The sequence below is a fragment of the Verrucomicrobiota bacterium genome (genome assembly GCA_037139415.1).
Lineage (GTDB): Bacteria > Verrucomicrobiota > Verrucomicrobiia > Limisphaerales > Fontisphaeraceae > JBAXGN01.
On the sequence record JBAXGN010000055.1, the window covers coordinates 1 to 19,676 of the forward strand.

At 56.1% G+C, this 19,676-nt stretch carries 12 protein-coding genes; 6 read left to right on the plus strand and 6 right to left on the minus strand.

From position 1 onward, the window contains the following. Window positions 1-125: 125 nt before the first annotated feature. Complete coding sequence (locus tag WCO56_11485) at window positions 126-3,068, plus strand: alpha-L-rhamnosidase N-terminal domain-containing protein (GenBank protein MEI7730187.1); 2,943 nt, start codon at window positions 126-128, stop codon at window positions 3,066-3,068. Window positions 3,069-3,154: 86 nt separating this feature from the next. On the opposite strand, the gene WCO56_11490 is transcribed toward WCO56_11485, so the two are convergent. Then, window positions 3,155-4,234, minus strand: a complete 1,080-nt coding sequence (locus WCO56_11490) for a Gfo/Idh/MocA family oxidoreductase (protein ID MEI7730188.1) — start codon at window positions 4,232-4,234, stop codon at window positions 3,155-3,157. Window positions 4,235-4,253: 19 nt separating this feature from the next. Continuing rightward, window positions 4,254-5,921 (minus strand): MFS transporter, encoded by a 1,668-nt coding sequence (locus WCO56_11495; protein ID MEI7730189.1) that lies wholly within the window; start codon window positions 5,919-5,921, stop codon window positions 4,254-4,256. A gap of 212 nt (window positions 5,922-6,133) precedes the next feature. Between WCO56_11495 and WCO56_11500 the strand changes: the two genes are divergently transcribed. Next, on the plus strand, window positions 6,134-6,895 hold the full coding sequence (locus WCO56_11500; GenBank protein MEI7730190.1) for a hypothetical protein: 762 nt from the start codon (window positions 6,134-6,136) through the stop codon (window positions 6,893-6,895). 7 nt (window positions 6,896-6,902) lie between these two features. Here the strand turns inward: WCO56_11500 and WCO56_11505 are convergent, their stop codons facing one another. Next, entirely contained in the window at window positions 6,903-7,481 is a 579-nt protein-coding gene (locus WCO56_11505; GenBank protein MEI7730191.1) for a LemA family protein, read from the minus strand. A gap of 607 nt (window positions 7,482-8,088) precedes the next feature. Between WCO56_11505 and WCO56_11510 the strand changes: the two genes are divergently transcribed. The 3 genes from WCO56_11510 to WCO56_11520 are packed head-to-tail and all read left to right on the plus strand — an operon-like array spanning window position 8,089 to window position 12,073. Further along, window positions 8,089-8,664 carry an isoprenylcysteine carboxylmethyltransferase family protein gene (locus WCO56_11510; GenBank protein MEI7730192.1) on the plus strand — a complete coding sequence of 192 codons (576 nt, stop codon included), beginning with the start codon at window positions 8,089-8,091 and terminating at the stop codon, window positions 8,662-8,664. Next, window positions 8,661-9,923: a beta-ketoacyl-[acyl-carrier-protein] synthase family protein gene (locus WCO56_11515; protein MEI7730193.1), complete on the plus strand. Its 1,263-nt coding sequence runs from the start codon at window positions 8,661-8,663 to the stop codon at window positions 9,921-9,923. Before WCO56_11510 ends, WCO56_11515 begins: the two co-directional genes overlap by 4 nt. Beyond that, a complete protein-coding gene (locus tag WCO56_11520) occupies window positions 9,920-12,073 on the plus strand; it encodes an ATP-binding protein (protein MEI7730194.1) in 2,154 nt (717 codons plus the stop codon). Before WCO56_11515 ends, WCO56_11520 begins: the two co-directional genes overlap by 4 nt. Window positions 12,074-12,153: 80 nt before the next feature. Here the strand turns inward: WCO56_11520 and WCO56_11525 are convergent, their stop codons facing one another. Genes WCO56_11525 through WCO56_11535 form a run of 3 tightly spaced genes read right to left on the minus strand, consistent with a single transcriptional unit; the run spans window position 12,154 to window position 15,149 of the window. Further along, window positions 12,154-14,004, minus strand: a complete 1,851-nt coding sequence (locus tag WCO56_11525) for a hypothetical protein (GenBank protein MEI7730195.1) — start codon at window positions 14,002-14,004, stop codon at window positions 12,154-12,156. A 3-nt stretch (window positions 14,005-14,007) separates the two neighbouring features. Continuing rightward, window positions 14,008-14,622, minus strand: coding sequence for a prepilin-type N-terminal cleavage/methylation domain-containing protein (locus tag WCO56_11530; GenBank protein MEI7730196.1), 615 nt, complete (start codon window positions 14,620-14,622; stop codon window positions 14,008-14,010). Beyond that, a complete protein-coding gene (locus tag WCO56_11535) occupies window positions 14,619-15,149 on the minus strand; it encodes a prepilin-type N-terminal cleavage/methylation domain-containing protein (protein MEI7730197.1) in 531 nt (176 codons plus the stop codon). The genes WCO56_11530 and WCO56_11535 overlap by 4 nt, the downstream gene beginning before the upstream one ends. A gap of 411 nt (window positions 15,150-15,560) precedes the next feature. Between WCO56_11535 and WCO56_11540 the strand changes: the two genes are divergently transcribed. Continuing rightward, window positions 15,561-19,583, plus strand: a complete 4,023-nt coding sequence (locus tag WCO56_11540) for a DUF2723 domain-containing protein (GenBank protein ID MEI7730198.1) — start codon at window positions 15,561-15,563, stop codon at window positions 19,581-19,583. Window positions 19,584-19,676: the final 93 nt, after the last annotated feature.

A 19,676-nucleotide genomic window follows, 5' to 3' on the forward strand; every position in this document is an offset into this window, starting at 1 on the left:
ATTTTTTGTGTTTTTATGAAAACCCTGCCGTTCCCGCCGTCACTGACGCATTACCCGAATCCTGCACTTCTGCTTGGCTAATGACGCGGCAGGGGGTAAAATCATCTCCAGAAAGCGTTTGGATTATGAAAACATCATTTACACAGTATGTGATTATATGTGCCAGTTTGTTTGCCACTACGCCGCTTGTCCAAAGGGCGGTGGCGGATGGCACTTCGGCAACAACGGAAAAACTTTCCGCCAAGTGGATCTGGCATGCCCAGTCGGATTATCACGGTTATAATCAGACGGTGCTGGCCCGTAAAACCGTCAAGGTGAGCCGGCCAACGCAGGGCACGCTGCGCGTGACGGCCGATAGCTGGTACCGGCTCTTCATCAATGGCCGCTGGGTGAATGACGGTCCCTGCCGCAGTTGGCCCGAGCATTACCAGTACGACGTGCTGGATGTCGGCGCTTATTTACAAGAGGGGGCGAATGACATTCTGATCATCGCGCGCTATTTCGGGGTCGGGGATTTTCACAAGGTTCCACAACAGGCCGGGTTGCTGGCGCAATTGGATGTGACGCAGGCGGACGGTCAGGCCAAACGATTTATCACCGATGGTTCTTGGGAAATCGCCGATGCCAAAGCCTGGGTGGTCAACACCCCCAAGATCAGCATCCAAATGGAGCCAGTGGAAATCTATGACGCCCGGCTGGCCAATGATTTGAAGTACAGCAAGGCCCGGGAATTGTTCCCGGCGGAGGGTGGCCCATGGAAAGGGTTAAACCCGCGCGATGTGGCGCTGATGACCCGCCAGCCGTTCGCATTCAAAACGTTTGGCGGCGCCAAGGTGGTCAAAGCCGATGGTTGGAACTACACGTTGTCCCCCGTGCGGCTGATGCAGCCAGGGTTGATCGAGGCCAACCACAACGCCAGCGGCCCGTGCGGCATGGCGGCCATCCTGGAAACGGAACAAGGCTGCACGCTCAACGTGCAGTTGGAAGGCATGAAACTGGCGGTCAACGGCCAGGCAGCGGGGAACAAAGAGATCAAACTCGCGCCGGGCAAACATCTGGTGCTGGCCTTTATCCGCAGCGTCGTGGGACACGACAAGGATAAGGCGGTGCGGTTCATGAATCCGCGCGGATTCAAGCTGGTGAATCCGCTGGATGCAAAACACGAAAACCCGTGGTGTTTCATTCCGCTGCCGGAATATGTGTTTGCGACGAACGACCTGATGCATGGCCGATTCATCCAGGAGGACGTCCGCGTTTCCGGTTTGATCACGAAGTATCAGGAGACCACTGATAAACTGTTGCGCGAAATCAAAAATCCAACGGAGTTTGCCGCCAATCTAGCCGCCAAAGCGCAAGTCATGGCGTCCGAAGCCATGTTTCCGCAGGATTTCTACTGGCAATTTGTGAACCGGCAGGTGGTACGGGACGCGGCAACACTGGTCAAAGACCCTGCCGCCCTGATGCATCAAACTCCAGAAATCACCACGGTACAACCTGCGCCCGATGGCGATGTGGAACTGATGTATGACTTGGGTGAACAGAACTGCGGGTATTACACGTTTGACCTGACAGCCCCAGCAGGCACCGTGGTGGATATCTGTGGGATGGAATACATCACGCCTGAGGGTCGCCTGCAATTCGCCATGGGCAACCGCAATGGCATGCGCTACATCACCCGCGAAGGCGTGAATCAATTCACCTCCCTCAAGCGCCGCTCGGGACGTTATGTGTTCATGACGCTGCGCAATCAGCGCGGGCCGGTACAGATTCGCCATTTCGGCCTGATCGAATCCACTTACCCGGTGAACGCCGTCGGTAACTTCTCGTGCAGCGATGCGCGGCTCGACAACATTTGGGCGATCTCGACGCGCACGTTGAAGTTGTGCATGGAAGATACGTTCACGGACTGCCCGCTCTACGAACAAACGCATTGGGTGGGGGATGCCCGCAACGAATCGTTGCTGGCGTACCCGGTGTTTGGAGCCACAGACATTGGCCGCCGCTGCATTCAGATCACGGGACAATCGCTGGAACATTATCCGTTTGCCGGATGCCAGACGCCGTCCTGCTGGGATGTGCTGATCCCGGCTTGGAGTTTCCTCTGGGGTATTTCCACCTGGGACTATTACTGGTACACCGGCGACAAAGTGTTCCTGCGCCAGGCATATCCGGATGTCATCCGCAACCTGAAGGGCGCGGAGAAATACGTCAACGCCCAGGACCTGTTTAGCGGGCCGTTCTGGAATTTCTTCGATTGGACCAAAATGGATGCCGGCCACAAGACGGTGACGTACAACACGATGCTCATGATTGGCGCGATTGACGCCGCACGCAAAGACGCCGAGACGCTGGGAGACACAACGCACGATGCCTGGCTCAAGCAGCTTCGCGCCCGCTTGGTTCGCGGCGTGAACAAATTATGGGACACGCCGAAGAAAGCCTACGTGGACAGCGTTCATGACGATGGCACGGTGAGCACCATGACCAGCCAACATACCAGTTTCCTCGCGATTTTATATGATATTATCGAACCCGCGAATCTCGATGCCGCACGCAATAATTTGATTGCACCGCCGGAAAAGATGGTGCGGGTGGGTTCGCCCTTTGCAGCGCTGTATGAACTGGAGACACTGGAGAAACTGGGGTTGGAAGACCGGATCGTAGAGGAAATTTATCGCAACTACCTGCCGATGCTGGAAAGCGGCGCCACGACGGTATGGGAGAGCTTTCCAAGCGGCACCACCGGTTCAGGCGGTTTCCCGACGCGCAGCCACTGCCACGCGTGGTCCTCGGCCCCCAGCTTTTTCCTGAACCGCATCGTGCTGGGCATCAAACCCACTGCACCCGCCGCGCAAACGGTGGCGCTAAGTCCGCGCATCGGCAATCTGACCTGGGCGCGCGGCACAGTGGCAACCATCAAAGGCCCCCTGACTGTCTCCTGGAAACTGCAAAGTGATAAGGCCCTCGACATCACCTGCACCGCGCCGGAGGGCGTGAAAGTGGAGTTTGCCACCAACCCAAGCCTGACCGGAAAAACCGTGAAACTAAACGGGCAAAAAGTGCAATAGATTTGCTTTTTCCCGTAATGGCGGGCAGGCCAATGCGGAAGCGTTTATGGCTGACGGTTCCAATGCGCCAATCAAGGTGCAGGGTATTACCCGCTGACTTTTACCGCGCTGGCTTGCGCTTGCAGGGCGAGTTCAATCGTCAGGAAGGTATGCGCTTGCGGCATGGCGTTTTCCGTGCGGTTCAGGCAGTCGAGGATGAGTTGCCCGAAGAATGGGAAACCGACCTGCCCATGCACGGGGAAATGATGTTCGCCTTTGTGATCCACCAAATAAACATGGTCGCCCTCGGCATCACGCGCGACATCCAGGTATTTGCGCAACTCAATGTAGCCATCGGTACCGAGGATGACAGTGCGGCCATCGCCCCAGGCTCGCAGGCCATTGGGGTTGAGCCAATCCACCCGCATGTAATGGGTGGCGCCGTTGTCCGCCACCAAGGTGGCATCACCGAAATCCTCGAAATCGGGATATTGCGGGCAGTTGTAGTTGCCCACTTTGCTGTGCAGTACCCGTGCGCTTTTAGCTCCGGTCCAGTACAGGAATTGCTCGATCTGGTGGCAGCCGATGTCGCACAGGATGCCGCCGAATTTCTTTTTGTCCCAGAACCACGGGGGACGCGTGGCCGGGTTGAGGCGGTGCGGTCCCAAACCCAGGACCTGAACCACGCGCCCAATCGCGCCGGCCTGGAGGAGTTGACCGGCATAGACGGCGGCTTCCACATGCAGCCGCTCCGAGTAATAGACAGCGAAGATGTGCCCGGTTTCCGCCACCTTCTGGCGGGCCGCCGCCAGTTGTTCCAGCGAGGTGAACGGCGGTTTGTCGGTGAAGTAATCCTTGCCGTGATCCATGACGCGCAGACCCAGTGGGCCGCGTTCACACGGCACACACGCGCTGGCGATTAGGTTGAGCGAAGGATCGTGCAGCACTTCGGCTTCGCTGGCGGCCACCTTGACGCCGGGATAGGTCTTGCAGAAATTCGCCACCTTTGCCGGATCGGGGTCATAGACCGACGCCAGTTCGCCGCCGGCCTCAATCAATCCATTGCATTGGCCGAAAATATGGCCATGGTCGAGCCCAATGGCGGCGAAGCGGAACTCGCCTGGTTTGCACACGGCGCTGGCCTTGCCCTTGGGGGCGTAATTCATGCCATCGGCTTTCGGTTGCATAAACGATAGAGGTTGGCGGTTAATCTTCCGGCAGCGGCTGGTCCTTGGTTTCGGGCGCCCAGATGAGGGCGACGATGCCGATCAGGTAAATGCCGCACATCGCCACAGCGACCGTGCGGAAGGGGAACATGGTGCTGAGATGGCCGAGCAGGTACGGGAACGGCGCGGCCAGGTAACGCACGGTGTTGTAGCAAAAGCCCACGCCAGTGCCGCGCAGGCGGGTGGGGTAAATTTCCGGGAAATAAATGGAATACCCCGCGAACACCGAGAGCGTGCAGAAGCCCATCAAGGGGAGCATCCAGTAAATATCCGACTCGGTCTTCAACGTGGCGAACACAAACGACACCACGCACAAGCACATCACAAACGCGATCAGGAACGCTTTGCGGCGGTTGAAATAGGAGGCGATGAAGGTGAACGCGAACATGCCCAGCAGGGCGCCGACATCTTGCAGCATGGTCCCGCGTCCGCGCATTTTATCAATCACCTTCTGCAGGCTGTCAATCGCGCCGGGGAAAGTTTGCTCCAGCAGTTGCCGGTTGAGGAAATTGATATTTTCCGGGGCCGAATGCTTTTGCACCTGGATCACCAGGTTGGCCGTGTTTTTCTTCAAGGCAATGCCTTTGAAGGCCTCGGCATTGTAAAGATTGCCATCGTGGATCAAACGGTTGAAATCCTGCAACAGGGCGGCAGACGCGGTATCCGGGGAGGTCTCCACCTGCTTCACCACGTCCGGGGTCATGAGGCTCTTGATGTGCGCCACGGCGGGGTTGGCCGGGGTTTTGAGGGCCTGGCAGATTTGCGCCGGCTTTAATAAATCCGCGCCATGCAACGGGCGGTTCTTCAGGGCGGTGGTGACCAATTCCGGCGAGAAGAAACCGATGCCCCACAGGCCCACCATGCCGGAGACGCCCAGGCAGATGCCCACCAACGTGCTGCGCCGCCAGCGGGGATCACGGAACAGGTCCGTGATGGATCCAACTCGTTTGGCTTTGCCGGACTGGGCGTCCGCTTTGGCTTTTTTCCAGGCCTCGGGTTCTTTGAGAACCAATAAGATCGGGATCGCCAGCAAGACCGGGGTGACGCTTACAAAAAAGATGACCTGCCAACCACTGTAATGGCCCCAATAATTCTCCAAGCCGGGAGTGATGCCCAGGCTTAACGCCGATCCGCCAATATTGCCCATGGCAGAGAGCGCCTGCATGGAGCCCAGCGCGGCAGTGCGGAATTTTGCCGGCACACTTTCCGCCACCAGCGTGGTGGCCGCCCCGAACATGCCGCCCACGCCCATGCCGCACAGGAAACGATAGATCAGGAATTCCATGCCGTTGCGCGACAGGCCGGAAAGGCCGGAGAAAATCGTGTACGCTAGCAGGGTCGCCACCATGGCTTTGACGCGCCCGTAGCGATCGCTCATCATGCCGAAGAGCAACCCGCCGGTGCCCCAGCCGATCATCAGGATGCAGGTGGCGAGGCCGCCCCATTTCTTGACATCGCCATCGGAGGCCGTTGCGCCCAGCAATTCCTTCAAGGCGGGTTCCCGGGCCAGGATGAAAATCCGCTGGCCCATGCAGTCAAACAACCAGCCCGAGGCGGCCAGGATGAAGACCAGCCAGTGATACACCGTCACGCCTTCCAAAATGCCACCCGATTTCGGGCTGCCCGAGTTTTGTGCTGTTGTACTCACAAATTTCTTTTGTTCAAGTTTCTGTACTGGGAAACGTGTGGTGATACTAAGGTTCAGTGGGAGAGGTTGTCAAGGCACGGGAATCGTTTTTCAGTTATCAACCCAATTTCGGATGGGCAGCCAGCGTCCGCAAAATTGATATCCGCAAATTGATTGCACCCGCTGCGGGTTTCCCTTACGCTGCCCTCGGTCATTTCGGGGACAATCGTGTTATGGACCAATTCAATATTAATGCCGGCGGCCAGAATATCAGTCTCCAGCTTGATTCCAGATTATATGACCCGAAGAACCGGAACATCTTGGGGCCGTACGACTATTTTGAAACCGGCAACGGCAGCGACATTAACCTGACGCTCCTCTACGGCAGGCGGCGCCGCGCTTTTGCCGACGAGGATTTCCTCAATATCCGGCATTACCGTGGCAAGGCTGGCAGCCATATCATCCGTCAATTGGCCTGTTATCTCGCGGCGTTTCACACCCGGAAGTTTGATCTGGTTCACGGCACCGGTCTGCTGGTAAATCCCGAGAGCCGCAAAGGCGTGTTGCTGATTGGGCCCGGCCACTGCGGCAAGAGCACGCTCAGTCGTGAGTTGGGCGAGATCATCATGGATGACGACATCATGCTGATCAATGAGGACACCATGCAGGTCGCCGGCAAGATGGGGTTTGTCACCTATAAACACCCGGTCCATGGCCGCAAATTCCTGACCCCGCTGCCCAGCGGGGAAAAAGAGGCGCGGCTGACCATGGTCTTCATTCTCGATAAAAAGGAACAAGGCGGGAAATACGCCGATGTGGATAATCGCATCCCTCGGCGATTCGCCGTGCCGGAGGATTTGCCGCCGCTGCTAAAAAAGGCTTACTTGAAATTAAATCCCATCAAAGTGGATGCGCCCATCTTCCGCTTGGGGACCCGGGGCCGCCTGCCGCAGACCGTCGAGGTCTTGCGGCACCTGATTGATCAGCACATTTAGAACTGCATTAGAACTGCACCGTCGGCGTTTCTTTCTGGGCGGCGGGCGTTTCAAAGAACGGTTCTTCCTTGAAGCCTAGCATTCCCACGATCAACACCGCCGGGAAAGTTTGGATGGCGGTATTCAGTTGGGTGGCGGAGTCATTGTAGGCCTGCCGGGCAAACGCGATCCGGTTTTCCGTGGAAGTGAGTTCCTCCTGCAAGGCGATGAAGTTCTGATTTGCCTTGAGGTCGGGGTACGCCTCGGAAACCGCCAGCAACCGGCCCAGCGCCGAGCTGAGTTCTCCTTCCGCTTTGATCTTGTCGGCGGGCAGCGTGACGCTGGTGGCCTTGGCGCGGGCGTTGATCACCGCTTCGAGAGTTCCTTTCTCGTGGCTGGCGTAGCCCTTGACGGTATTCACGAGATTGGGGATCAGGTCGTGGCGGCGCATGAGCTGCACGTCAATTTGCGCCCATGCATTCTTCACCGCCTGCCGCACGCGGACCAGGCCGTTATAAATGCCCATGACCCACAGGCCAACAATGAGCGCTAGGAACAGCAGCACGCCCAACATTACGCCAACGACTAATATCGCAGATGCAATCATGGTGGTAGCATACCCATTTCCACCCGCATTGCAATGCTTCAGCGATTACAATTTATCGGGATGTTTATAACGCGGCGGCGACATTGCTACACGAAAAACAACGAGACGTTCGCCAGTCGCCGTTCCGCACGTCAGGACTCGTCGGCTTCGGACGCGCGGTGCAGCACGTGGCTGTGGAATACGGATTTAGCCAAACGAAGGATTTTCCGTCCGGAAGCGCGGATTTTTAGCCGTCCGCGAAAAAATCCCGCCGGTTTGTACTTGGCGCGGAAGATGGCCAGTTGCTCTTTACAGTCTGAAAACCGCCGCGTTTGACCCAACAGGCCGATCAATTCCAAATCCTGCTCAAAATACGACGGGAAAAAGTTCAAGAGGAAGCGGCAGGGCCACTGTGCGTACCGATGAAAGCACTGGCGCAGGACGCGCCGCTCAAAGTAGTGCGGCGCACAGTGGAATTGTGCACAAAACCGATCTCGAAATGTCCGCCGTTCCTGTTCTGATGGGGCAGCCATCCGACGAGTATATAAAAATAATAGCAGATGGCAATAACCGTGTTTTTCACCTTTTTTATTGCCGCCCGGGCGGGAGATGGCACAATGCGCCGCGTATGTCTTTCGTAACGATCTGGTTGCCGCCATTGGCGGGATTCGCCATTTTCCTTTTGCGCGTCAAGGAACTTGGCACCAAACGAAAACGCGTGGATGGGCCGGTCCAGGAAAAGTTGACGTTTTTCCTGTTTCTTTCGGCGGGCACGTTGCTGCTGGCCGGGTCCATGTTTGAATATTGGTATCGCGGCGAGCATTTGCGCTGGGGTACCTTCCTTCCCGGCGTCCTGTGCGCAACCGCGTCGTTCGTTTTGCGGCGCAAAGCAATTGCAGCGCTGGGTGAATTCTGGAGTTTGCACATCGAAATCCGCGAGGCGCACGCCTTCGTTAAGTCCGGGCCGTTTCGCTGGATGCGCCATCCCACGTATTTCTCCATGATCCTGGAAATGCTCGCGGGCGCGCTAGTGATGAACGCACCTCTGGCCTTGCTGGCCAGCCTGCTGATTTTCTTTCCCACCCTCTATTACCGGGTGAAAATGGAAGAGGCGGCCTTGATCGCAAAATTTGGCGCGGGGTATCAGACTTATCGCGAACGGACCCCGGCCATCATTCCCTATAAAATTCCCCAAGCCCAATGAATTCAACTTATCCAACGCGCCGCGTGGTGGTCACCGGCATGGGTGTGGTCAGCGCCAACGGGTGCGACCTCGCGACCTTTTGGCAGAATGTGCGCAACGGCATCAGTGGCGCCAAGCCCATCACTCGTTTTGATACCACCGGCTTTGCGAGCTTAATCGGTGTGGAAATCCAGAATTTTGACGCCAGCGCACTCATCGGCGTTAAGAAGGCGCGCCGCTACGACCTTTCAACCCGCTACGGCGTTTGCGCCGCCATGCTTGCCGCCCGGGATGCGCGGCTGGATATGTCCAAGCTGGATGCCGACCGCGTGGGCGTGGTCGAGGCCTGTTCCTTGGGCGGCATTGAAAGCGTAGTCAACGCGTACCGGGATTGGCTGCAAAAGGGCACCCGCAAAGTCAGCCCGTTTCACCTGATCAACTCGTATTGCGGCGCGGGCAGCGGCGAGATCGCGCTGGAGCTGGGCTGCCAGGGTCATGCGCTGACGTACAGCTCCGGCAGTGCCTCGGGCAACGATGTGGTTGGCTATGCCCTGAACATGATCCAAACGGATGAGGCGGATGTGATGGTCGCGGGCGGTACCGAGGCCCCTTTGCTGCTTCCCCTCTGGTGCGGGTTTAGCACGGCGGGATTGCTCACCAAGCGCAATGATGATCCCCAACATTCCATGCGGCCCTTTGACAAAAACCGGGATGGTTTTTTGCTTGCGGAGGGCGCCGGCTTTCTCGTGCTGGAAGAGCTGTCGCACGCCTTGGGGCGTGGCGCACGGATTTACGCCGAAGTGGCGGCGCACGGGCGCAGTTGCGAGGCGTTCAGCTCGGTCGCCGAGCATCCCGAAGGTGTGGGCGTCTATCGCGCCATGGAAAAAGCCTTGCGGCGCGCGCAACTGTTACCGGCGGAAATTGATTACATCAACGCGCACGGCACCGCCACCGAGGCCAATGATAAAATTGAGACGCTCGCCATCAAACGCCTGTTCGGCAACCATGCCAAACGGGTGGCGGTCAGCAGCACCAAACCCGTCACCGGTCATCTCCTCGCGGCGGCGGGCGCCGTGGAGACCATCATCTGCACCCTGGGTTTGCATCACCAGGAAATCCCGCCCACCATCAATTTGACGGAACCCATTGAAGGCTGCGACTTGGATTACGTGCCGCACACCGCCCGTCCCTTCCCATTGCGCGCGGTCATGAATTTGAACGTCGGTTTCGGCGGCAAAAACGCTGCCCTGATTCTCAAGCAGTATTCCCAAGCCCGGTGAATTCCTTTCAGTATATCCCCTTGACGGCGGCCGGGTTCAACCTGGCGCTGGCCCTGTTTGTCTTTGCGCGCAATCCCCGGCAGACGCTGAATCAGGTGTTTTTGCTCTGGGGCTCCTCGGTGGCCGTGTGGAATCTGGGGGTGTTCATGATGTTCCGCGTGCAGACGCATGCGGATGCGATGTTCTGGGCGAAGTTTCTCCAGATGGGCGTCATTGTGCTGCCCTTCAGCCTGTATCACATCTGCCTCCAGGTTGCGCAGGTTCCCGCCCGCCGGCTGGTGATCTTATTGTACAGCATGATGGGGGTGTTTCTGGTGCTCAACGCGGCCGGCTACTTTGTGAAGGATGTCCGTAATGTGCCGGAGATGGGCGCTTATTATACCTTGGGCGGCGGCGGTTTCTTCGTTTTTTTCGTCGTCTATATCATTTTCACGGTGTCCATCCTCGGGTTGTTGTACCGCAAGCAAGCGGCCGCGCCGTTGCTGTATCGCCAGCGGCTGCGCTCGCTGCTGCTCGCGATTGGCATCATCATCGCCTTCGGCGTCAATGACATTCTGCCCATTCTGGGGATGTTCACCTATCCGTTCACCGATCGCGGCGTCGTGCCGTTGGGCAGCGCGGCCGCGTTGTTTTTCGCGTTGATCGTGGCATACAGTGTGTTGCAGTTCCAACTGCTGAATATCCAGTTGACCCTCAGCCGTGTGGCCGCGCAATTGCTGCGCACCGGGTTTCTTTTCTTCACTGGCCTGGTCCTCCTGGTGTTGCTGTACTTTGTGTCGCCCGCCCAGTTCACTCCCTTCGCTTTCATGAGCGCCCTGGCTGTGCTCTTGGCGTCATCCCTCTTGGCCGCGTGGCTGTTCCCGCGTTTGTTTGGCAAGGGCGAGGAAAAACTGGAGCGCTATTTTTTGGGCGATTGGTTTGAATATCAGGAAAAGGTGCGCGGCCTGATTCAAAATCTCCCCTATTACACCGAGCAACAAACCCTGATGACGGATCTGCACCACTTCTTTGTGGATACCATCAAGGTCAAGTCGTACACCATTGTTTTATTGGATGAAGTCAAGCGGGCGTTCACTAGCTTCCAGGCGCATCCCGAGCAACCATCCGTGCCGCTGCCGGAACTCACGGTGGATTCGCCGGTGCTCCATTTCTTCCGCGATACCCAAGCGGATTACCTGGTCTGCAAGCAATACTATGTCATGCCCGGTGAAACCCGCCAACAGGCTGCGGCCCGCAGTCAACTCGAACCGCTGGATGCCGAATTCTGTTTCCCGTTTTTTTCCGGCCAAGAGCCGTTTGGCTTGCTCTTGCTCGGTGAAAAACAATCGGACGACCCTTATACGAAAAATGACGTGCAACTGCTCTCTGATCTGGTGAAACATCTGGGCCTGAGCCTCAACCAAATCCGCCTGAAAAACCAGGTGTTGCGCGCCGAGGAACTTGAACTGCTGGGCATTATGTCCCGTGGCATCGCCCACGACCTCAATAATCTCACCACCCCGGTATGGACCTATTTGCAACTCGCTGGCACGGATACCAACCAGCAGGAACTGAACGAAAATCTGCTGCCCGTGGCCCGGCGCAGCATGGAATCCATTCGTTCCTATATTGAAAAAGCCCGCTTTTTTGCCCGCACCCCCCAACTGCAGCTCACCCGCGTCACTTGGTCGGACTTGATCCATGAAACCATCCAAACCGTGCATGATCGCATCATGGATAAACACCTGACGGTCTCGGTGCAAAACCACGCCGACGGACAGGTGGACGTGGATGAAGTCATGATGCACCGCCTGCTGGGCAATCTGTTGCTGAATGCCATCGAAGCCTCGTTCCTCGGTGGCACCATTGAAATTCGGGTCACCCCTTTGCCCCGGGTGCAGTCCGACCGAAGCTGGTTCCGCCTGACCCTCACGGATCACGGCGAGGGCATTCAGTCCGAAAACCTGAAATTGGTTGGGCGTCCCTATTTCAGCACCAAAAATACCGGCAACAACCAGCGCGGCGCCGGTTTGGGCCTGGCGATCAGCCAAAAAATTGTCGCGCTGCATGGCGGTCATTTCTCCTTGTCGAGCCGCCTCAATCACGGCACCACCATTCAAGTGGATTTGCCGGACCACCCGCCGGTCGAATCCCCAATCCGGCAGCCATGAATGCGTTGCCCATCATCACGCAAGAGAACGGCAGGTTGGAATGGTGAACCGGACCAGTTTACAGAACGTGCGCTGTGCCCTCAATTCCCAGGGCGACGGGGAGGCACAATGGCCCACTGGGCGCGGATGAGCGTACTGACGGACGGAGTGCTCGGCGGTAATTTGTTAAGGTCTGTGAAATTCTGGTCAAACGCCCAGTTGCGCGCAGGTGGATCATAGATATTCGCCTGTCCCCAAGGATGATAGGCGTAACGACTGGCAAACATGACGACCATCGAACCGTTATAGGTGAATGTTTTTTTGCCGGAACTCGGATTCCAACCCTCAAGAAAGCGCGGGAAGTTTTCGGCACCACCGCTATACGTATTATAGTTGGTCGTGGGCACGGTACCGGAAAGAAACGCGGCATTCACCGTGCAATTAGTGGCGATCCGACTCGTCAACGCAGCGGTGCTTAATGAGTCCTTCCACGTGGGAGACAAAATGGTGATGGCATCGGCGATCACTGCCGCCGGCAGCGTGCCCGAAGTATTGGTGGTGCCGCGATCCGCCACCACGGGGGCATTGTAATGCCCTTGGATATACAAGGGAAACGGCGTCACCACCGTCAAGCCGCCTGATGGCAGGCTGGTGCCATTTGTCAAGCGCACGGCTGCCAGATCGGTGTTGGTGTTCAAGCTGACCGACCGGTCATCATCCACATAAAGGGTTCTGACACTGCGTCCCAAATAGGTTGTTAACGCGGAATTGGTCGCCAATCTGCCAATATCCAGATTAACCGGCCTGACCGTTTTACCCTCACGCGCGTCGTAAAACTGGCTTTGCAGGGAAACAAAGGAGGTTAGGTAGTTGGTGGGAATATCTAAGCCGAAGTTATTATACAAGCCGCTGGTGCCGCTGATCAGCACATTGGTTATGCTGGTACTGTTCGTTACGATGGTCGTGTTGGTGGATGTGCATTTCCATACCGAGCCCACCTTATTACTGGTGTAGGTGTAGTTGGTTGCATACGAATAATTGATTTGAATATTGTCGGTAACCCGCAAAATTAAATCGGATTTATTATAATAGCGCTGTTGCCCCATCAGGGACGTCGAGTCCTCCCCAGTGGGGGGCGGATCCAACAAAGCCCGCACGGCCTCCGAGGTATTGTTGGTGCCAATGGGCAAGTTCAGGCTGGTGACCATCCCGTCCCGGTCCGCTTGGTAGCTCACCGAACCAACCGGGGCAGTGCGGCTGTCCCCCGGGGCGCGTTGGAAAAGAATATCACCGACAGCAGTGACATCGCTAAAGAAGGTCAGGGTGCTGTCCGGCTCGACGTACAGCTTTCCGTTGGAATGAACCCGCCCGGTCACATTAAACTGCTGACCGCAACTGATCTCCATATCCATCCCGTAGAAGATGGCAAATTGAAAGAGGGGTATGGTGGCGATCTGTATATCCTGTTGCACCGAGGCCGTCATGTCGAACGGGGCGTTCGTTTCGCGCGCATGGGAGGTAACCCGGTACTTGGCAGCCAGCCCGTACAGGCCGATATACTGCGATTCAAGAGCGGCATATTTCCACGTGGCGGTATTGCTGACGGAATTACACCCGCGCGTGCCAACATCATCGCCAAACGTGTAGTTGCTCCAGAGCTGTTTTTCAGCGCTCGCAGGAATCAGTAAGCGATACTCCGCCAGATGATTATACACATTCACCGGATCCGCTCCCTTAAAATCATAAGTGATGCGGCCCACCACCTTTTCCGTGGCGGCCTCGGCAGCATAGAGGGTGCGGGTATATTGCACGTTCCGCGCGGTCAACTGCACGCTGGTGGAGCTAACCCGTAAAGCGCCGGTAAGCAGGATGATCGTAACGCTTAAAAAAACGAGCACGATGACCAGCGCATAACCGGTTTTGGCGGGCGTGGTGGTTGAAATGAGCCTCATGATTTATTCATGCATGCGGCGCGTGATCTTGGTGCGGAGTTGGAAAAAATCGTAATAAGCGCCTGGCCGGATTACGGTGATCGGGTACTGGATTTGATAAAACTGCAGGGTCAGACTGACCACACAGTTGTTGCGGCTATTCGTGATGACGTTGCCCTGGCTATCCTCCACTGCGAAGATAACCCGATTGGTGATACATTCCGCAATGAGTTCTGGTTGCGTGCTGCTTGAGGGCAACTTGAACAACCGTGAAGTGTTGGTATTCAGGTAGTACCGGGTATAATTCGATTTGAGCACATCGAAATAGACTTGGATGGCTCCTCCCTCCTGACGGCCATCCGGGGGCTTTTCCGTGAACGTGGTCGAATCCCCATCTCCAACCTGGATGCTTTTCGCGACCCGCACGTCCGCAACCAGATCATTTAATGTCCGCCGTGACATTTCCGCCGCCGTAATTTTGGCCTTTACCAGCTCATAAAGTTTCAGCCCCATGATATGCCCGTAGGTGATGCCAATCATGATCATGGAGAGCAACCCTAAGGTGACCAGCAGCTCAACCAAGGTGAAAGCCCTGAGCGCGGGGTGCCGGTGTGCCGATTTGTTCAAGGCGGCGTTCATTGGTTGTCCGGGCTGCGATAAGTGACGACGGTGTTGGTGAACAGGCGTTGCGTGCTGGTGAAACGCCAGACGCAATCCACTTGAATGCAACGTAATGGCGGGTTACTGGCGATGGTTGAAATGGTCGTAAAGTTGGTGGCATAAACGATATTGGTGCCGCTTTGGGGTATGTCGAGAATGTCCACTTTCATCGGGTATTTTGCCGCCGTCAGTTCATCACCCGGCGGGCTGGAAGCGGGGTCCCACTTGGCCGCCCTGGTCTGCTCCATGCGCTGTTGCGCCAAGGATTGCGCCGCGATGCAGTAACAGCTCCATTCGGCACGCTTGGTGACAATGGCATACCCGTTCACAATGGCCAAGACCAACATGACTGAGATGGATAAGGCCACCATGAGTTCGACCAACGTGAAACCACGTATGGAGCAACTGGTTGAAGTCGCACCATCAATTACATATTTGGAAAAACGGAGACGAATGCCTCGATTAAATCCACAGTCGTTGTCTGGTTTTGTGCGTGTTAGTTTCATGCACTTGTTATTATTAGACGGTCCACACTGCCAATCGTCAAGCATGTATAGTGCCAGACAGCTCCATAATCTTGAATTTTTCCAGGGACATTGAATATGGTCACCCTGTAACGTTACAGAGAAATCTAACCGCCACCGCGAGCTTACACCACATGGCCCCCCTTGGTCCTATTTTAGCCGTGTCGCTGTCTCAAATCGGGACAAGGATCGAATTAGATGTCCTGTTTAGTTTATGCAACGTTCTGGGTTCGCATTTTACTAGTTTTCGGTGGACAATTGGCGAAATTAGCTTAGAACTAGGCCCTCATTTTGCCGGAAGGTGAAAGACGATTGCTAATTGACACAATGAACGGCGACCAACAACCAATTGACCCGATGGGCAAGCCAGCGGCTCCTGCCCCAGAAACCATCATGGCCACACCTCCTCAAAGCGCGCCGGACACATTCAAACCCAAACTGGCCAAACCAACACCTCCAGCAGCAGCAGCGGTTGCCTCAAACAGCCCGGTGCCGCCCATGTTCCGCTGGATTGATTGGATGACTTTTGCCGTCACGGCGATCATCGTATTTACCGGGTACATGTTAAGCCGCGCCCCGAATGTGACACTGGAAGACTCCGGCGAACTGGCAGTGGGTTCCTTCTATGCCGGGGTGCCGCACCCGCCCGGATACCCATTCTGGAGCATTCTCACCTGGCTGTTCACGGAACTCATCCCTTTCAAAAACGTCGCCTGGCGGGTCTCGATGGAATCCACCCTCGCGGGGGTGTTCCTGTGCGCCCTGATCGCGATGATGATTTCGCGGGGGAGCAGCATGTTGATTGAGAGTATTGAAGAATTCAAAGACATCCCTAAAAAATGGGAGAACCCGATCTGCCTGTGTGCGGGCTATGTCGGAGGTCTGTTGATGGCTTTTAACGGATTCATGTGGAGCCAGTGCGTCATTGTGGAGGTGTATTCCCTGGCGGTGTTTTCATTTATACTCATGTCGGTTTTCCTGATGCGCTGGATGTACGCGCCGCATCAGAACCGTTACCTGTACCTGGCGCTGTTCATGTTTGGCCTGTGCTTTACCAATCACCAAAGCCTGCTCATGGCCGCCGTGGGTGTGCAAGTGGCGATTATCGCCTCGAATCCAAGGGTGGGACGCGACATGCTTTTCTTCAACAGCATCATCTTCATCATTGCGCAGATCATGCGGGCAACCGGGCATCTGAAGCAGTTGGAAAACGCGCCGGGCTCGATCAATATGATTTACGTTCTGTTTAACATCATCGGCGTCGGTTCGATGGTGGGACTTGGTTTCCTGAGCTATAAGACGAAAAAGTTGCTGACCGAGTTTAAAACGGTTTTTTATGGCGGCCTGGCCTATGTGGGCGGCGTTTCCTTTTACCTGTTCATGCCGCTGTCCTCCATGTCCAACCCGCCCATGAACTGGGGCTACGCCCGTACCGTCGAGGGGTTCATTCACGCATTCACCCGCGGCCAGTATGAAAAGTTCAATCCTAGCAATCTGCTCAACGATCCCGCACGGTTTGTGCGGCAGATGTGGGAATACTTTGGCGGCATGGTAAGCGAGTTTAGCTTGGTGTATCTAACGCTGGCGGTCATACCCTTTGTCTTCCTCATTCTCCACGTGTTGCGCGAAGGGGGCATGAAACATCTGTTACGGATCGCATACACCACCGTTGGCATGTTGGCGGCCTTCTGCCTGGTACTCATCACGGCCGGGAAACTGGTGAATTTGAGTTACCTGTTCTGGATCGTTTTCTTCATTTTGGCGTGCGTGAACCTCGTGTTCCTCATGATGATGGTGTATGACCACATGCAGAAGATTGAACGTGCCTGGCTGGTCGGGCTATCCGGGGTGTATTTCTGCCTTTCAGTATTGCTGCTCATCATGCTCAATCCCGCGCCGGATCGTCAAAGCCAGGAGTTGAACCGCGTTTTCCTGACTTCGTCACACGCGCAGGTGGCCATGTTCATCGGCTACGGTCTGGCGCTCGCGGCCACCGCGTTACTGATGCAGCCGGCACGGTTCCGAAAACTGGCCCTGACGGTGACGGTCGTAGCCGCCGGCGTGGCGCTGTATTCCATGGCGTGCGTCTTTGCCAACGTGGACGAACCCGGCGATGTGGATAGCTGGATTTCCTCCATCATGCCCGAGGCCAGCAAAAGTCCGATCAAACGGTTCACCGCCTTGTACGGCGTGGGCGTCGCCGTGCTGGCCATGCTCGCCGTATTCATCACCCGTGCCCGAGTCACGGTGGGGTTGCTGCTGGGCGTTTACCTGCTGATGCCGTTGCGATCTGTAGTGGCCCACTGGGCAGACAATGAACAGTTTGGCCACATGTTTGGCTATTGGTTCGGACACGATATGTTCACCCCGCCATTCAAAGGCAAAGACAACCAGCCCTTGTACCCCGAAATGACGCGGGATGCAGTGCTCTTTGGCGGCACGGACCCGGGCCGTTTTTGCCCCACCTACATGATCTTCTGCGAAAGCTTCATCAAAGCGTCGCAACGGCAATCCTGCGACCCGAATTTTGACCGGCGCGACGTGTATCTGATCACCCAGAATGCGCTGGCGGATGGCACCTATTTGAATTACATCCGCGCCCACTATAACCGCAGCGCTCAGATTGATCCGCCCTTCTTCCAAGAAGTGGTTCGCGTTGGTGACCAGCCGCTTCAGAGCAATCTTTTGTCCCGCATGGTCGCACCACTGGACACCTTATTCCTCGGCTTGGGGGACCGCATCGAAAAGCGGCGGCGGGCCGGCAGCTCGTTCTTCCAGGATGGCGATTTCACCGACTTGGCTGGCTTTGCCCGCAAATTGAATGACCGGGAGGCTTCGCCGTTCGCCAACTTCATCAAACAGAAACTGAGTCCGGCAACCGTTCAAAAGCTTGGCACGCCAGATAAGGCATTGGCACACACCCTGGCCGAGGATCTCAATGGGCTGCTTGAAAGCGGTTTGCTCTATGAATCCAATCGTTTTGCGGGAATCAACCTCACTCCTCGCACGCAAAAGTTCCTGGCCCAGAATCCGCAGAGCCACACCCGCATACGCCTGAACCGGCTGTTGCTTGAAGAGGCGTTCCCGAAAGAGATTGCCAAGAGCCTTGGCGGTGTTTATCCCGACCGCGAAATCATCACCCCCAGCCCGATGGATTCACAACGGTGCTTTCAGGAGTATCTTGACGACGTGCAGAAACGCTTGCAGAAGAACCAACTGCATCCGGGGGAAGACGTGCGCGTGGATGGCGGGCGCGTGCAGGTCTCAGGCCAAGTGGCGGTCATGGCCATCAATGGCCTGCTCACCAAGGTTATCTTTGACCAGAATCCGAATCATGAATTCTTCGTCGAGGAAAGTTTCCCGCTGGAGTGGATGTATCCCTACCTCACGCCGTTCGGGATCATTATGAAGATTAACCGACGCCCGCTGTCGGAATTGCCGCAGGAGGTTATTGATCGTGATCATGAATTCTGGAGCCAGTATTCCGAGCGCACGGTGGGTAACTGGATTACGTATGATACGCCGGTGTCGAATATCTGCCATTTTGCCGAGAAGGTGTATTTGCACCGCGACTATTCGGGATTCACGGGCGATCCCAAGTTCATCCGTGATGATGACGCCCAGAAGGCGTTTTCAAAACTGCGCAGTTCGATTGCTGGAATTTATAACTGGCGCGTCATGAATGCGCATTCCCAATCGGAACGGGATCGCATGCTCAAGGAGGCGGAGTTCGCCTTCAAACAAGCGCTGGCCTATTGCCCCTACAGCCCGGAAGCCGTCTTCCGCTATGTCAATCTGCTCCTGGGGCTCAACCAGGCCAACCGCATTGATGATGCCATACTGATAGCCAAGACCTTCAAGCGCCTGGATCCTGGTAACGGACAGGTCACCGATCTGATTGGTAAACTGACTGATATTCGGAAAAACATCGCGCAAACTTCGGAAATGCAGGGGAAGCTTGGGCTGTTAGAAGCCAACTTCCGCGCGGACGGCAATGTGTCCAACGCCTTTGCGCTCGCCAATGTCTATATGGCGACCCAAAAAACGAATCAGGCCGTGGCCGTGCTGGGCCAGGCACTCGTCCATCCCAGCCTGGATTACAACGGGTGTGTGTCCCTCGCGAATGCCTTCGTCACGCTGAATAACGTCGGGATGCTGGAACAGGCCCTACTGCGCCTGGTCAAGCTGTCCTCCACAAACCCGGAGTCATGGTACGACCTTGCGGGCGTGCAAGCCATCATCATGAAAAACAAGGAAGCCCTCGAGTCGCTCGAAAAAGCGCTGGATTTGAGCAATGCCCGTTTGAAAGAGGACAACAAAAGCCGTAACCTCTACAACGAAATGCTTAAAGACCCGCGCTTTAACAATCTGCGCGGACTGCCTGAATTCGCCAAGTTGCTGGATCGCAAACCATAGCGTATGTGCCCCTCTCGAAAGGGGTGGTACATAATGCCTCTTGAATTATTGAAGTAGTCAGGCTTTTTCTCCCTCCCCACGGGCGAATTACGG

Excerpts from the sequence above, each read along its gene's own strand:
- WCO56_11485 (MEI7730187.1), top strand. The coding sequence starts at position 126 with ATGAAAACATCATTTACACAGTATGTGATTATATGTGCCAGTTTGTTT.
- WCO56_11500 (MEI7730190.1), top strand. The coding sequence starts at position 6,134 with ATGGACCAATTCAATATTAATGCCGGCGGCCAGAATATCAGTCTCCAG.
- WCO56_11515 (MEI7730193.1), top strand. The coding sequence starts at position 8,661 with ATGAATTCAACTTATCCAACGCGCCGCGTGGTGGTCACCGGCATGGGT.
- WCO56_11525 (MEI7730195.1), bottom strand. The coding sequence starts at position 14,004 with ATGAGGCTCATTTCAACCACCACGCCCGCCAAAACCGGTTATGCGCTG.
- WCO56_11490 (MEI7730188.1), bottom strand. The coding sequence starts at position 4,234 with ATGCAACCGAAAGCCGATGGCATGAATTACGCCCCCAAGGGCAAGGCC.
- WCO56_11535 (MEI7730197.1), bottom strand. The coding sequence starts at position 15,149 with ATGAAACTAACACGCACAAAACCAGACAACGACTGTGGATTTAATCGA.
- WCO56_11510 (MEI7730192.1), top strand. The coding sequence starts at position 8,089 with ATGTCTTTCGTAACGATCTGGTTGCCGCCATTGGCGGGATTCGCCATT.
- WCO56_11530 (MEI7730196.1), bottom strand. The coding sequence starts at position 14,622 with ATGAACGCCGCCTTGAACAAATCGGCACACCGGCACCCCGCGCTCAGG.
- WCO56_11540 (MEI7730198.1), top strand. The coding sequence starts at position 15,561 with ATGGCCACACCTCCTCAAAGCGCGCCGGACACATTCAAACCCAAACTG.
- WCO56_11505 (MEI7730191.1), bottom strand. The coding sequence starts at position 7,481 with ATGATTGCATCTGCGATATTAGTCGTTGGCGTAATGTTGGGCGTGCTG.